This window comes from Pedobacter sp. AC464 (assembly GCF_979253075.1).
On sequence record NZ_CEEDBV010000002.1, the window covers coordinates 1,090,007 to 1,105,781 of the forward strand.

Genomic DNA, 15,775 nt, shown 5'->3' on the forward strand with positions numbered 1-15,775 from the left:
TTTATTTTCTGGCTTGTAAAATAATGTATGGCGATAAGCCTTGGCTTTCGAAGGGAATAAGTTTTGTGAAGATTTTCCCGCTAACCCAAACCATTTTTTTAAATAAACGAACGCCTGCTGATTTTTGAGACTCATCTTCGAGCCACACACTAAACCGACCAAAATAGCCTGCTTTAACATCCTTTAAACCCGCTGTTTCGCAAATCGATTTTAGCAATTCCGGATTCATGCTATTGATATTGTGCTTATCGTAATTTTCCCTGTCGAAGTTTTTTTGAAACCAGCCATTTACAGCCTTGAAATTCGGTAGCGTGATAAACAGCGTTCCGCCGGGCTTTACAAAAGCGATATGCCGATTAATGATGTCTGCAGTATCATTAAAATGTTCAATTAAACCACAACTAAGCACTAAATCATATTGCTGTTCGGGTTCGTAATTAAACAAATCGGTTTCAATAATATGGATGTCTTTAGCACTTAAATCATTCTTTTGAAGTAACTCATTAACCACAGGCGGATGTACGAAATAATCGAGAAGCGTTACATCCAGTTTAAAATATTTTTTTAAAAAAACGGCATAATAACCTGGAAAACCACCAAGTTCGATTGCAGTTTTTACGTTATGCTTCTCTATAACATCTGCCAGTTGGCGATGAAACAGATAATTTGATGGTAGCTGTACCGCAAGTCCTTTTTTACGCTCCCAATAATTTACCCAAAAAGCTCTGTCGGTTAATAAATTTGCCATGTTAAATAATTCCAAAGGCCAAAGAAACGGAAAAATTTGAAGATACAGGCTAATACAATTACATCAAGGAAAGCTTTGGGAAATTCTTCTGGAGTATTAACCAGCCAAACCATATTTCTTCAGCTCCGGCTTGCCAGTTTTCCTTCAGGATTCACCTGTAATTCAGCTATCAATTTTTGAGCTTTTTTTGAATGCAAAAAGGCAAGATTTCTTCGAATATATTAACTCATCAAGGATTCGATACCATTACTTCAAATCTTTTAAAATTTCTGCCACGGCTTTTTCTAATTGTGGATCTTTATCCGCAAGCCTGTCTTCGAAACTGTTTTTTACAAAAATATCTGGCTTTACGCCTTCTTTTTCAATGTTTTTGCCATCCATTGTATAACAGCCCCATGATGGTAAGCGGTAAGAAGAACCATCAACCAAACCTTTAGCCGAGGTAAAAATGATCCAGCGGTAAGTTTCAGTTCCAATAATTTTACCCAATTTCAATTGCTTAAAACCCGCGGCGGTCATTTCCGCATCACTTAACGATTGTTCGTTAACCAGCAAAACAATAGGCTTTGCCGCCGGACCAAAATTGCTTTGTGGCGCCATTTTTCCGCCACGGTACTTCCACTTTAAATATGGTTTCTGAGAAAGGAATTTTAGTACTGCATCATGAACATTTCCACCGGTGTTGTAGCGCAAATCTAGTATGATGGCGTCTTTTTGCTCCTCCTGCTCTACCATATCTAACAAAAACCGCTCTAACTCTCCCGCACCCATATTTTTCATGTAAGAATAGGCAATGCGATTGTTGCCCCATTTATCTACATTTTGACGGTTTTTTGCAATCCATTCATCATATAGATTGTTTTTTAACGCAGCAGAACCCTGCGGATGGATGTTTACGAAGACATTTTTTCCGCCACGCGAAAAGGTTAAGGTTATCTCCTTATCCAAAGATGGTTTGCTAAAATAGAAATCGCGGTCAGCTTTTTCATCAACCTGAGTTCCATTTACAGCCATTAAAACATCGCCTGGAAGAATGTTTACACCATTGTACGATGCATTACTTTTAGCAATGATTCGCTCCACTTTATATGGATTTTCGTTGTCAAACATAATCCCCGTTTGGTTGGTAATGTAATTCAGGTTTTTGCGTTCTTCGGCGCCTGTGCTATTAAAGCCCATATGCGAAGAGTTTAATTCGCCCAACATATCGTTCAGCAGCAACCTCAAATCACTCCGATTATTAACGTATGGCAGATAAGCTGCGTAACGGGTTTTCATCTTCTCCCAATTTACTCCATGGAAATTTTCATCATAAAAATTTTCGTCCAAACCAACCCAGGTTTCATAAAACATCTGGTTAAATTCAGCATTCAGGTTTCTCGCAAACTTATACGCATGGTCAATCTTATCCAGTTTATTACCGTCGAGGTTGTATTTATTAATAACACCGCCAGCAAGTGTAAAAAACTTATCGGCAACCTGGATAATGCTGATGTCATCACCGTCGCCAACCTTTTCCGTTTTATTGGCTTCAAATGGCTCAATTGTGGTACGATATAAGCCTGTTTTCCCGCCCTCGTGGTTAGAAGAATAAAAAACATAAGTTTTATCGCCCTTAGCAAAAACATCTGTGCCAAACTGGCTGCCAAAACCCGGACTAACCAGTTCTACCCTATCCAGAATATTTTGGGTGTTTATGGTGATGATGTTCTCAGGTTTCGGTGTTGCTTTGACTTCGGTCTTCTTTTTAGCGGTATCGATAGTTTTAGCGCTTTTTTTATCTGTAACGGCAGGCTTTACATCTTTAGGTTCAGGAGCAGTTTCTTTAAATAAATCATCAAATTTATCTGAACGGAAAGGTGCATCGTAATTGTTGAGCGCCATGCGATAAATGTGAACATTTTCACTTCCGGAAGGGTAAAAAGGATCGGTTCTGGCGCTGGTAAAATAAATGTATTTCCCATCTGGCGACCAAGCCGGAGCGGTTTCTGTAACACCAGTATTTGTAAGGTTGATGGTTTTATTGCCTTTGATGTTATAAACTAATTATCTTGTTCAAAATTGCGATAGGCGGTAAAAAGCACGTATTCATCATTTGGAGAAAAACCTGGTGTCGAATTTTGAATCGCCCAAAACTCGTCTGTAACCAACGTTTTGCTTTCAAATGTTTTTAAATCCAAAAGCTTCAACTCATTTCTGCCGCTTAAATAAGCGCCCATTGTCCGGGTTTTATTCAGGGTAATATCGCGGTCGTTTGCCTTATCTTTTGTAAGCTGTTTAGGGGTTCCTTTGCCATCACCGGTTATAGTAAACCAGTTTTGGTAGCCGTTCCACGTTTGGCAAAACAGAATCGTTTTATTATCTGCAAGCCACTTACACTGCATTGCCCGTTCGCCGCTGTTGGTAATTTTACGGATAAATTTTCCGTCGGCATCGCTAACGAAAAGCTCTCCACGAGAAACAAAGGCTATTTTTTTACCATCGGGAGCAACATCAAACGCCGAAATATTACCTTTAACATCATACTCCTGCGCCTTAGTTAAAATCTGATTCCGTGATGTGCTGATGTTTACTTTTTCCGTTTTTTTAGTTGCAACATCATAGATATAAAGCTGATAATCTTTTTCAAAAACAACTGTTGTTCCGTTAGCTGATACAAAGGGGTGTTTAATCGATGTATCGAAATTGGTAAGTGCAGTCTTTTTTCCGCCTAAAAATGTATATAGATTGTATTCTTCATTGCCCTCATCAGAAACGAAATAGACGTTTCCTTTAGCATCAACGCTTGTCCAAAAGTCCTTACCAATATAATTTGTGTATTGTTTATATGTTTTGGTTTTTAAATTATAAGATTGTATATCAGGATTATAGGCCCCTTTATAATGCTTTCGATTGGCGAAACGATAACTTTCCCACGTATCGCTAAAAAACAACTCACCATCAGGAGCCTCTGCAACATGATGAGTGGTGTTGAAATAGTTTTCGAACAAGCGAACGGCAGTTCCTCCGGCTATGCCAACTTTATAACTTGAAAAAGAATTGAACCTGCCCGAGGTGAAATAAATTGTTTTAGAATCCCAACTCCAGTTATCAACCTCGTCAGCAGCATCATTAAAAGTTAACTGTTTAATGTCGCCACCAGCTAAAGGCATTATGTAAACATCATAATTTCCATACTGATTGGAAGAAAAAGCCATCCATTTACCATCAGGGGAAACTTTCGGGTTTATTTCTTCACCTTGCATTGCGGTAATTCTTGAAGCAAGACCACCTTTCGCAGGCACTTTCCAGATGTCGCCATCATAGCTGAATACTATTGTTTGCGCATCGGGCGTTAAAGCAGGAAATGCAGCGAAATAAGTTTGGTTTTGAGCAAACGCGTGTAAAGGCAACAAAAATACTATTGCAGCTAGCGATTTTAGTATGATTTTAATCATGATATTGTTTGTTTGGCTTTGGAAAGTTGAAAATACGCAACAGATTTTATATTCGTAAACAATAAAATGTATTTTTGAATTGATTTGAAGATTTTACACCTAAATACTTACGATGGAAATGGCGGCGCAGGAAGAGCCTGTTTACGCCTTAGCGACGCCCTGAAAGCAAATGGAATCGATTCGAAAGTTTTAGTGTATTATAAATTCGGGCAAAATCCAGTTGTTGATACTTTCAGTAAATCGCCGTTTCAAAAAGCCAAAGCTGTTTTCAACATCCTGTCGGAAAGATATTATGCAAAATGGCTTAGCAAATCGGTTAAAACGCCTTTTAGTCTACAATGGTTTGGCCGTTCGATAAAGAATCATCCGGAGGTGAAAAGTGCCGATGTTATTCACCTTCATTGGATAAATCATGGCTTTTTAACTCCAAAATTTTTGGCGGAACTTGATGAGCTGGAAAAGCCAATTGTGTGGACCTTTCATGATAGTAATGCTTTTACCGGTGGCTGCCATGTTCGTTATGGTTGCGAAAATTTCTATCAACAATGTGGTAACTGCCCTATCTTAAAGCTCAGCAATAAAGATGATATTTCGCACAAAACCTGGCTGAGGAAACAACAAGCCTACACCGCTTTAAATTTTCATATTGTTGCGCCAAGCAACTGGATGGCTAGATCGGTAAAGTTTAGTAGTTTGTTGGGTACCCGGAAAACATCAGTAATTCCAAACACGATAGAAACCAAAATTTTTAAGCCATACGTAAAAACAGAGGCGAAAAAAATCCTGAAAATTAATCCGGATAAATTTGTGTTGATGAGTGGTTTTATGCCTTCGAAAAATGATAAACATAAAGGGACACCTTATCTGGTTGAAGCGCTCGAAATTTTATCAAGAAGAAAAGGAATTGATAAACACACAATTGAGCTTGTTATATTCGGTAACAAAGAAAACGCCGAGATGCCCGAATTCCCTTTTAAAACTACGTTTTTGGGCACCATAAATAAAGATGAGCACCTGGCAAAATGTTACTCTGCCGCCGATGCTTTTATAACCCCATCGCTCGAGGATAATTTGCCCAATACCGTAATGGAAAGTCTTTCTTGCGCTACGCCGGTAATTGCTTTCACAACTGGAGGTATTCCTGATATGGTTAAACACCAAAAAAATGGCTACCTCGCAGCATATCAAAGTGCAGAAGATTTGGCTAATGGAATTGAGTGGCTCTATCATCGCCCAAATAAAGAGGAAATTCAAAAAGCAGCCAGGCTGACTATTCTGACCGAATTTTCGGAAGAAGTTATCGCCGCCGAACACATTCATTTGTATGAAACACTGATTGATTTGCAACCAAAATAAATGAAAAAACTTAAGAGCCAACCAACAACAACAAGGCGCTCAAAGCGGCAAGTTTTCAGCAATGTTATCCCGCTTCTACGCTCTCTGACAAAAATTAATGGAATAGCATGCCTGCATTAACCGTAATCACCATCGTGTATAATAACGTTCGAGATATTGAGCGAACGATAAAATCTGTTTTAAATCAAACGCATAAAAATCTAGAATACATAATAATTGATGGGAAATCGACCGATGGTACGATGGCAGTTATCGACAAATACAGAACACAGATTTCAAAGGTTGTTTCAGAACCCGACAAAGGCATTTATGATGCGATGAACAAAGGGCTGGCGATGGCAAAAGGAGACTATATTATGTTCATGAATTCTGGTGACGAAATTTACGATGAACATACTGTTGAAGAGGTATTCGCTTCTACTCCCGGAGCGGATATTTACTATGGTGAAACGGAAATGTATAATGATAATTGGGAAAGTTTAGGCCGGCGCAGACATGAAGCGCCTGAACAATTCGATTGGACAAGTTTCAAATACGGGATGAACATCAGTCACCAGGCTATTTATATAAAAAAAAGTATAACCGAACCTTACGATTTAAAATACAAGTATAGTGCCGATATCGACTGGATAATTAAAGCAGCCAAAAAATCATCGAGCATTGTAAATGTGCACCGTTACGTAGCCAGATATCTTGTTGGTGGAATGAGCAAGAAAAAACATCGTGAAAGCCTTAAAGAGCGTTTTAAAATCTTCACCAAATATTATGGATTGATTCCGAATATTTTAAACCATATTATTATTGCAGGCAACCTGGTATTTTATTTTGCGAAACATCGTAGAACGAACGACTAACAAATCAATTTGTTCAAACTGATCTTAACCTCCACGTGTTCGCTGTGGTTTTTTCCGATGCTTTGCTCAAATTGACGTTTATTCGAGAGTTTCGAATTGAGTGTGCCTTTAGCAATTATCCAAATTTTGAAAACAATATATTCATTTGCCTTGTCTTAAATACATTATCTATTAAAATTTAAGATTATGGGACAATTAAGTAACCGCACAATTGCTGTACTTTCAGAAAGCGGATTTGAAGAAGTTGAATTAACCGAACCAGTAAAAAGGTTAAAAGAAGAAGGGGCTACTGTTCACGTTATCTCTTCAAAAAGCGGAAAAATCAAAGCCTGGGATCAGGATCACTGGTCGATAGAAGTTGATGTGGATAAGACAATAGCAGAAGCCAGTGCCGATGACTATAATGGTTTGCTTTTGCCAGGTGGCGTTATCAATCCAGATCAGTTACGTGTAAACGAAGATGCCATTAAATTTGTAAAATCTTTCTTTGAGGCTGGCAAACCTGTTGCCGCAATTTGCCATGGGCCACAAACTTTAATAAATGCCGATGTGGTTAAGGGTAGAAAAATGACCTCGGTAAAGAATATTTCGCAAGATTTGATCAATGCTGGCGCAGATTGGTCTGATGAGGAAGTGGTTGTAGACCAGGGTTTGGTTACAAGTCGTACGCCGAAAGATTTGCCTGCATTTAACGATAAAATTGTTGAGGAATTTGCAGAAGGTGTACATGAAGGCCAACATGCCTAAAACGCTTTGAACGTTCTCCTAAATTACTCAAAAGACGGCTGGTTAAATTAACCGGCCGTTTTTATTTTAAAGCTTTACCTGCCTGATGATGTTTTTAATATTGAGCTCAATGATATCTGTCATTGTATGGCATCTCAAATAGCTATTATCCTTAAAATAACTAGCCATGGATTGCTTGAGCAGGGCGATATTTTCTGCCGTTGTCAGTTCATCTTTGTTAGATACATCACGCAAATCTGTAAGTCTGTGGCGCTCGCTTCTAACCCGATGAACAATTGATGAGCGTTCCTCCTGTTGGTATTGCAAAACCGTTTTTTCAGTTAGTTGTTCCATACTCATTTTTACATAAGGCAAATTTTCCTTAAAAAACTGAGGTAAATAAACTTTTAAGTTTCCTTCATAAAACTGCTGGTCGAAATCTATCGCCCTGATCCGAAACTGAATGTCGTCGAAATCTGGCGTTATTTGCACTACAAAATTATAGGCTCTCATATCACCCAAAAGCATAATTAAACAGCGTTCGTTAAATTTTACAAACTCCTTTGCAATACGTGTCGGGTTAAATTCGGGTGAGTAAAGCTGTCCTTTCGTAAACACATCGCCAGGTATTCCGGCAATATGTTCTTCAACTAAGGTATCGCCATCCACAAGGTAATTTACCTGATTTGGGGATAGAATTTCTTCGAGCTCTAAGCCATAAATTCTCGAAGCATCAGCCTTTTTTATGTAAAAATAATCGTAGACATCGTTAAGGCGATTTACAATTCTTATTCGAAACGGGTGTGTATTTCCGAAGGTGCAATATTCTATTTTGTCGATATATTTATGTTCAACAATCCGGAGGTTGCCTGATGCCTTTAAATTCGCATAGATTTCTTTCAATCCGTTATGAAGATTTTCGATTAAATCCTGTGCATAAATTGGTCCTTCCCAAAGGGAATCTTTGCCAAGCTTATCCATCAACGGGAAAGCTTCATTAAACTGCATTAAATCATTGTAGCCGATGGGTAATTTCGCCTCTCGCTGGTAGGTGCGCAAGTATTTCTGCAAAGCCGTGGTAACCGGAAAAATCGGCTTCTTTTTAAGGATTTTTACATCTTCGTTTTCCATTGATAAGCAATGTAGCGTTTTAATTTTTTTACCACAAAAGCGATGCAGAAAAACTGGCAAAGAAAACCCTAACACATTGGCCGGTGCATAATCTCTCTATTCAGCTTTCGGATAGCGAAATGGCAAGCCGGCCAAATAGCGGCTTATCTTTCTATACGGATAATTGCCTGCGCCTTTTTCGGCGAACTGAACGATGATGGTATTCGTTTTCGGGTCTACGTAAAGCCGCTGGCCAAGCATTCCCTCTGCCGCATAGTCGCCATGTTCGCCTTCCTGCGGAATCCACCAGAGATGATGATGAGCAGACTTTTGCCAGCCTTTTGCGGATGAGGCCTTTTCATTTCCGAGTTGAGTAGATTCACTCACCCATTCTTCCGGTATAATTTGTTTAGCATTGTAGCGGCCTAAATTCAAATATAGGCGGCCAACTTTGGCTAAATCAACCGCCGTTACCTGAAAACGACTTGCTGTATTTGCCAATCCATTTACATGATCCAAGCCCCAGCTTGCATTGTGTTCTGCACCTATTTTTTTCCAGATATTTTTCTCGAAATACTGGGCAACCGTTTGCCCGGTTGCCTGCTCTAAAACCCAACCCAGTAAAATCGGGTCGATACTTTTGTATTTCCACACCGTTCCTGGCGCATTTACGAGCTTAACTTTCATCAGCTCGGCCTTCATATCATGGGTATAGTAGTATTTTGCTTCATCAGAAAAAAATGCCTGAACAATCCCGCCGAGCGCATCCCGAAACTCGAGACCAGACTTCATATCCAGCAGGTTTTTTATGGTAATATATTTAAAAGCTGAATTAGCCTTTAATTCAGGAATGTACGTTGTTGCCCTATCATTTAAACTTTTTATTTTTCCATCTGCCAATGCTTTGCCCAATAAAATAGATACCATACTTTTTGCACCAGAGAAAATAGAGGTTAATGTACTATCTGAGTAGCCAGCACTATATTTTTCATACAAAACGCTATCATTTCTAATAACCAGAAAAGCATTTAAATTTCCTTTCGTAAAATAATCTTCGAATGGAACAAGTCGATTTTCGCCATCCTGAACTTTCAATGTATCCAGATCATTTCTCATGTCTTTAGCACGATGAAAATGAAAAACGGAATCACCTTTTCGCACTAAAGCCTGAGGAAATTCTTTATATGTTGCAGCATCTGGCGTTCGGTATTTTAAAACCCTAAATAAATAAGGCTGCCAGGCAAACAAGGCGCCAAAAACAATAATGATTAGCAGAAAAAGAGAGAAGACGATTTTTTTAAAGACTTTCATTGGCATTCAATACAACCGCAAATATAAGCCTTTCTTCAGCAGGCTTACTAATCGGCAGTTGTCGTTAGCGTTGCCTTGGGCTGGTATTTCCAACGCCTGTGGCTCCAAAGCCAATAAGCCGGCTCATTTCTAATTAATTCTTCCAAAAACCTGGTATGCAATTCGGTAATTTCATATTTAGCCGTTTCGGCTGGGTTTAGGCACAACGGAACGCAATCTACCTCATAATAGCCTCTTTTTACGCAACTCAGTTTCAGGTAAAAAATTGGCTGATTAGTTTTTTTTGCAATCTTTTCAATGCCCAACTGTATTGATGTTTGCTGGTGCATAAAGCTTGTCCAGTAATGGGATTCGTCTTTTGATGGCGCCTGATCGTTACCAAAACTGAACATACTAGGCCGGATCTTACTGGCTTGCAATGCCCTCAAAGTTTGTCGCATTGCAATTAATTTATTTCCGAAACGACTCCTTACTTTTTTAAACCAATGATCGAAAACAGGGTTATTTAATGGCTTGTAAATTGGATAATGATCTGCAGAAAAGTTAAGGCCAATACCTAGCGTACCCCATTCCCAGTTACCGTAATGTGCCGAACAAAATAACACACTTTTTCCTTCGGCGAAGTAATTTTCTATCTGTTCTTTGTTATGAAATACAAATCGTTTCCTTATTTCGGCTTTCGAAATATTGTTCATTTTCAAAATTTCAAAAATCAAATCAGAGAGAAACCTATAAAATCGTTTTTCGATGATTATGATTTCGTCAAGGCTTTTCTCAGGCAGCGCCTTTACAAGATTGGAACGTACTATTTTTCTGCGGTAGCCAAATACATAGTAAAGCAAGATGAAAACTCCGTTTGAGATGAGATACAAAACGGATAAAGGCAGTGTTGACAATACGCCCAAAAAAAATATTCCTATGTGAGAAAAGCCCTTCTTAATCATATCACCAGGTACTTACAAACAAAATTACTACAAAACCATGTAGTCAGAAAGTTTTTCGGGTGGTTAATTGAACTTACGAAAGACTTAAAAGCGACTCGTTACTTAAGTCGCCGAATTGAATTTTTGGCAACTTAACTTCTGGTTTATACTTCCACCGTCTGTGGCTCCAGAGCCAGTACGCCGGTTGGTTTTTAATCATCTCTTCGAGAAAATGCGTATGTGTTTCAGTTATTTCGAACTCAGAAACTGCTTTTGGATTTAAACAGATTGGAACGCAATCAACTTCGTAGTAGCCACGTTTCAGGTAATTAATTTTTAAGTAAAATATTGGCCTGTTTGTTTTTTTCGCTATCTTCTCAATGCCAAGCTGCACAGAAGTTTCCTGATTTAGAAACTTTGTCCAGTAGATGGATTCTTCTTTTGATGGAGCCTGGTCGCTACCGAAAGTAAACATGCTTGCCGTATTTTTGCTAGCCTGAATAGCACGCAGGGTTTGGCGCATGGCTACCATGTTATTACCAAACTTACTTCTCATGGTTAAAAACCAGTTATCAAATTTTTCGCTACTGAGTGGTTTGTAGATTGGATAATGCTGACCCGAAAAATTTAAGCCAATGGCCATGCAAACCCATTCGTAATTACCGTAATGGGAAGAGCAAAAAAGCACACTTTCGTTATTTTGAAGATAGGCTTCAACTAAATCAGCATTTTTAAATTTCACCCGCTTTTGAAGTTCTTTTTTTGAAATGCTTTTCATTTTAATAATTTCGATAAACAAGGAGGAAAGGAACTTATAGTATTCTTTTTCTATAGTGTTCAGTTCTACCGACGTTTTCTCAGGAAATGCATTGTATAAATTCTCCTTCACCACTTTTCTGCGATATTTAACGACGTAGAAAATCAATAAATAAAAAGCATCAGCTAATCTATAAAGCAGAGAAAGTGGCAAAAGAGAAAGTGCGTTTAATAAAAATATCCCCACAAAGGATAGGCTCTTATTAATCATAATAGGGTGATTAGTTTGTTGCAAGCAAAATTAAATGTCCGTTTAAACCCGACTGCCATGGAAATGTTAGTTTTTTACTCTTAAAAGTTTTATGAAAAAGCACTGACAGAAAATCAATCGATTGATTAAGAATTCCGGGTTTTTAACGTTGTTGATAAGAAATAGTACTTCCGTTATATTTTTGGAACGCACCAGGCAGTTGTTAAGGCTTGCTGTTAAAAGGATGGAATTGAGTACTCCGCTGCCAGCTAGGATTCGGTGAGGGGTTTTGAGAAGCTTCGTTTAGAAATTAACTAAACAAAAAAAGCCCCGATTTACATCGGGGCTTTTGAAATTATTTTGAAAGGCTTAAGCGAATTGCTTTCCTTTAACCTTACGTTCTTGTTCTGTTAAGAAAATTTTACGTAAACGCATGCTTGCAGGTGTAACCTCAATATATTCATCAGCCTGGATGTACTCCATTGCTTCTTCTAATGAGAATTTAATTGCCGGTGCGATACGCGTGTTGTCATCTGTACCAGAAGCACGCATGTTAGTTAATGCTTTTCCTTTAACAACGTTTACTACTAAATCATTATCACGAATGTGCTCACCCATAATCTGACCTTCGTAAACATCCGTTCCCGGATCAACAAAGAAACGACCTCTATCTTGCAACTTATCAATAGAATACGCAGTTGTCTGTCCTTTTTCCATTGAAACTAAAACGCCGTTTAAACGACCAGGAATTGTTCCTTTCCAAGGCTCGTAAGCTTTGAAACGGTGTGCCATAATCGCCTCGCCCGCAGTAGCAGTTAATACGTTGTTACGTAAACCGATAATACCACGAGATGGAATTTCAAATTCTAAGTGTTGTAAATCGCCTTTTGGCTCCATAATTAACAACTCACCTTTACGCTGAGTTACCAATTCGATAACCTTACCAGAAACTTCACCCGGTACATCTACGATTAATGTTTCAATCGGCTCATGTTTTTTACCATCGATTTCTTTAACGATAACCTGTGGCTGACCAACCTGAATTTCATAACCCTCGCGACGCATGGTTTCGATTAAAACCGATAAATGGAGAATACCACGACCGTAAACCAACCATGAATCCGGAGATGCAGTTTCGATAACTTTTAAAGCTAAGTTTTTCTCCATCTCTTTGTACAAACGTTCTTTAATACGTTGAGACGTTACTAATTTACCTTCTTTACCAAAAAACGGAGAGTTGTTAATGGTAAACAACATGTTCATTGTCGGCTCATCAATGCTGATTACAGGCAATTGTTCTGGTGTCTCGAAATCAGCGATGGTATCACCAATATCAAAACCGTCAATACCTACAACAGCACAAATATCACCAGAGGCTACCTCAGTAGTACGGATTTTCCCTAAACCTTCGAAAGTATAAAGTTCTTTTACTCTCGATTTAACAATTTTGCCATCGCGTTTAATTAAAGTAACCGGCTGGTTTTCTCTAATTGTTCCACGGTGAACACGGCCAATTGCAATACGACCTACGAAAGATGAATAATCTAACGAAGTAATTTGCATTTGTAAAGTACCATCATTAATTGGTGCAGGCGGAATGTTAGCCACAACAGCATCTAATAATGCGAAAATATCAGTTGTTGGTTTCTGCCAGTCAGTACTCATCCATCCTTGTTTAGATGAACCGTAAATAACAGGGAAATCCAATTGTTCTTCAGTTGCTTCGAGGTTAAAAAATAATTCGAAAATTTGCTCATAAACCTCTTCAGGGCGACAGTTTTCTTTATCCACTTTATTTACAACCACAATCGGTTTTAAACCAAGTGCCAAAGCTTTTTGCGTTACGAAACGCGTTTGAGGCATTGCACCTTCAAAAGCATCGCAAAGTAAAAGTACACCATCGGCCATTTTTAAAACACGCTCTACTTCGCCGCCAAAATCCGCGTGACCAGGAGTGTCAATAATGTTAATTTTTACGTCTTTGTATTGAACAGATACGTTTTTCGACACGATTGTGATGCCACGCTCACGTTCCAAATCGTTGTTATCCAATATCAAATCTCCTGTTTGTTCGTTGTCACGAAAAATAGAACAAGAATGTAAAATCTTATCAACCAACGTGGTTTTACCGTGGTCAACGTGTGCTATAATAGCTATATTTCTAATCTTTTGCATAAAATGCGCCTCAAATTTGGCGCAAAGATAGTGTTTAGAAATGGATTTTCTACTATATCGTCCACTATTTAATAGGATGATAATGTTGTAATTGTCTCATTTTTAACAACAAAACCAATCTGTTCAATCCATGATGCTGTTGCCGAATGCCCCAGTGAAATACGAACCGTTATGATGGGCACGAAGCATGAACTTAAAATAGCCGGAAATTGACCTGCTTTTACCAAAAGATTGCTATTTCCGCGAAGTCCTTAAACCTTGCTTAACCAAATGAGAAACAACGCTTTATAATGAAAATAAAATTGTAACTTCAATAAACCCTAATTCTAAATTAATTATGAAAAAAACCATTATTACTTCAGGTGTTATCATGATGGCAGTATGTGCGCTATCTCTTCAAAGCTGCAACAGCGAAAAAAAGGCAGACACAACTGACACGGTTGTTACAACCACAACGGTTGATACTACAATTGTTGACAGCACGAGTTCAATGTCGAAAAAGATGGCAGACACAACAGACACTGGCGGCAGAGCCGGACAAGCGCCACCTGCTGTTAAAAATTAATTTTTTAACATAGAGTTTTCAGTCGTTTTCGATTTCTGATCCAGGTGTATCATCCACGTCTTTCTTAACTAGCGCCTGGCGGTTTAACTGATGTTGTTCTCTGATTTTAGTTAACTTATTTATTAACCAATGCTCAACGCGATGGTGCGTTGGGGTTAATAGCGATGCAATAATAACGAAAACAATAATCTCTATTATTGGCGAATGATGAGATTTTTCAGCCACAAAGGGATGAATGAACAACGTTAGGTATTCAAATAGCATCAGCAAAGAAACAACCCCTGAAAACTCTATAACTCTTTTAGGCACTTTTCTCCGGCTTAAAAAAATACTCACAAAAAATAAAATTGGTATAAATATACCAATGGCAAGCAGCTGTAATTTTTGTTTTCTATCTTCGGCTTCCTTAATCTTCGCCTCCTCTATTTCCTTTTGCCGAAACTCTTCAGCAATTGTAATGCTCTGCACTTCTTTAGCTCTTTCTTTGCTGTCGATAGAATCTGATAGGTTGACAGTTAATTCCTGATAAGCGAATGCACTATCAATTTTATTGTCTTCTTTGTACAACTTCGACAAAAATGTACCAGCATCTACCGCCCTGGCAAAAAACTCATTTTTTATTGCCAAATCGTAAACATTTTTAGCAAAGTAGATTGCCGAATCTTTCTTTCCCTGCGCTTTATAAACTCTTGCCAAACCCAAATTACACTCAGCCAAAGTATTTAAATCGCTCACATTTTCTAAGATAGGGACACTTTTTTTATAATAATTTAAGGCATTTGCGTAATCCTTTCTTTTAAAATAGATGTTCCCAAGATTGTTGAGTGATGTGCCCGTTATAAGGTCGTTTTTTTGGAGCAGAGAAAGTTCATAAGCGCTGTGGGTATAAAGCATTGCCGGCGAGAGCTGGTTTGATTTCTCGTAAATATCTCCAATGTTAAGTTTTGAATACAGGATAAGATCAGCAAAGCGATTTTTCTTTGCAATATCCTCAGCCTTAAACGCATAAGCCAGCGCCTTGCTATACTCTTCTTCGCTGCTATAAACCAGTGCCATACTAATATAAGTGTTTGCCATGTTTTTCGGCTTTCCCCTCTTCTCATGAATTTTAAGTTCTTCAATAAAATATTCGATGGCCCTGGGGTAGTTATGCAGGGAATGAAAAGCGTTTGCCAAACCATTCAACGCCCAGGATTCACCTTTTAGAAATTTACTCTTTTTAGCCAGTTTATAAGCCTGCTGGGCTAAAATTAAGGCAGAATCGGGTTTCGACTTATGATAAGAATAACTTAAATCGTACAAGATGCTAACCCGCCCGGTATCTGTTTTTTGGGCAGCCAAATCTTTATATAAACTATCCAAAACTTGCTTTTGAGAAAAACACGAAATTGAGATAAAAAAAAACAGTGAGAACAGCGCTATTAATTTCATTTTTAGGGAATTATGTATTAAATTTAATATAATATTTAGAGTTAGCGCTATAATTCTTTCGCATATTTTCCGGTCGTAATCTTTTACCTTCCCCCGAGCTTTTTTACACGCGATCCATCTAATTTTAATCATC

13 protein-coding genes are annotated in these 15,775 nt (G+C 38.3%); 4 read left to right on the top strand and 9 right to left on the bottom strand.

Features of this window, described 5'->3' with window-relative positions; translation table 11 throughout:
* Position 1: 1 nt before the first annotated feature.
* The 3 genes from AC0IWT_RS15555 to AC0IWT_RS15565 all read right to left on the bottom strand — a co-directional run bounded on the left by AC0IWT_RS15555 (position 2) and on the right by AC0IWT_RS15565 (position 4,185).
* A complete protein-coding gene (locus AC0IWT_RS15555; protein ID WP_471797853.1) occupies positions 2–748 on the bottom strand; it encodes a class I SAM-dependent methyltransferase in 747 nt (248 codons plus the stop codon).
* 246 nt (positions 749–994) lie between these two features.
* On the bottom strand, positions 995–2,632 hold the full coding sequence (locus AC0IWT_RS15560; protein WP_471797854.1) for a S41 family peptidase: 1,638 nt from the start codon (positions 2,630–2,632) through the stop codon (positions 995–997).
* A 158-nt stretch (positions 2,633–2,790) separates the two neighbouring features.
* The gene (locus AC0IWT_RS15565; protein ID WP_471797855.1) at positions 2,791–4,185 is read right to left on the bottom strand and encodes a DPP IV N-terminal domain-containing protein; all 1,395 of its coding nucleotides are present in this window, start codon (positions 4,183–4,185) and stop codon (positions 2,791–2,793) included.
* Between the two features lie 84 nt (positions 4,186–4,269).
* Here AC0IWT_RS15565 and AC0IWT_RS15570 point away from each other — a divergent pair, with 84 nt between their 5' ends.
* From AC0IWT_RS15570 to AC0IWT_RS15580, 3 genes are all read left to right on the top strand, one after another.
* Positions 4,270–5,541 (top strand): glycosyltransferase family 4 protein, encoded by a 1,272-nt coding sequence (locus tag AC0IWT_RS15570; protein WP_471797856.1) that lies wholly within the window; start codon positions 4,270–4,272, stop codon positions 5,539–5,541.
* 107 nt (positions 5,542–5,648) lie between these two features.
* Entirely contained in the window at positions 5,649–6,395 is a 747-nt protein-coding gene (locus AC0IWT_RS15575; RefSeq protein WP_471797857.1) for a glycosyltransferase family 2 protein, read from the top strand.
* Between the two features lie 186 nt (positions 6,396–6,581).
* Positions 6,582–7,142 carry a type 1 glutamine amidotransferase domain-containing protein gene (locus tag AC0IWT_RS15580; protein ID WP_471797858.1) on the top strand — a complete coding sequence of 187 codons (561 nt, stop codon included), beginning with the start codon at positions 6,582–6,584 and terminating at the stop codon, positions 7,140–7,142.
* A 66-nt stretch (positions 7,143–7,208) separates the two neighbouring features.
* Here AC0IWT_RS15580 and AC0IWT_RS15585 read toward each other — a convergent pair whose 3' ends face one another.
* From AC0IWT_RS15585 to typA, 5 genes are all read right to left on the bottom strand, one after another.
* Positions 7,209–8,252 (bottom strand): hypothetical protein, encoded by a 1,044-nt coding sequence (locus AC0IWT_RS15585; protein ID WP_471797859.1) that lies wholly within the window; start codon positions 8,250–8,252, stop codon positions 7,209–7,211.
* Positions 8,253–8,348: 96 nt separating this feature from the next.
* Positions 8,349–9,542: a serine hydrolase domain-containing protein gene (locus tag AC0IWT_RS15590; protein ID WP_471797860.1), complete on the bottom strand. Its 1,194-nt coding sequence runs from the start codon at positions 9,540–9,542 to the stop codon at positions 8,349–8,351.
* A gap of 47 nt (positions 9,543–9,589) precedes the next feature.
* Entirely contained in the window at positions 9,590–10,486 is an 897-nt protein-coding gene (locus AC0IWT_RS15595) for a lysophospholipid acyltransferase family protein (protein WP_471797861.1), read from the bottom strand.
* A gap of 73 nt (positions 10,487–10,559) precedes the next feature.
* Entirely contained in the window at positions 10,560–11,492 is a 933-nt protein-coding gene (locus AC0IWT_RS15600; RefSeq protein WP_471797862.1) for a lysophospholipid acyltransferase family protein, read from the bottom strand.
* Positions 11,493–11,840: 348 nt separating this feature from the next.
* On the bottom strand, positions 11,841–13,646 hold the full coding sequence (gene typA / locus AC0IWT_RS15605; protein WP_471797863.1) for a translational GTPase TypA: 1,806 nt from the start codon (positions 13,644–13,646) through the stop codon (positions 11,841–11,843).
* A gap of 337 nt (positions 13,647–13,983) precedes the next feature.
* Here typA and AC0IWT_RS15610 point away from each other — a divergent pair, with 337 nt between their 5' ends.
* Entirely contained in the window at positions 13,984–14,211 is a 228-nt protein-coding gene (locus tag AC0IWT_RS15610; RefSeq protein ID WP_471797864.1) for a hypothetical protein, read from the top strand.
* Between the two features lie 18 nt (positions 14,212–14,229).
* On the opposite strand, the gene AC0IWT_RS15615 is transcribed toward AC0IWT_RS15610, so the two are convergent.
* Entirely contained in the window at positions 14,230–15,573 is a 1,344-nt protein-coding gene (locus AC0IWT_RS15615; protein ID WP_471797865.1) for a tetratricopeptide repeat protein, read from the bottom strand.
* Between the last annotated feature and the right edge of the window lie 202 nt (positions 15,574–15,775).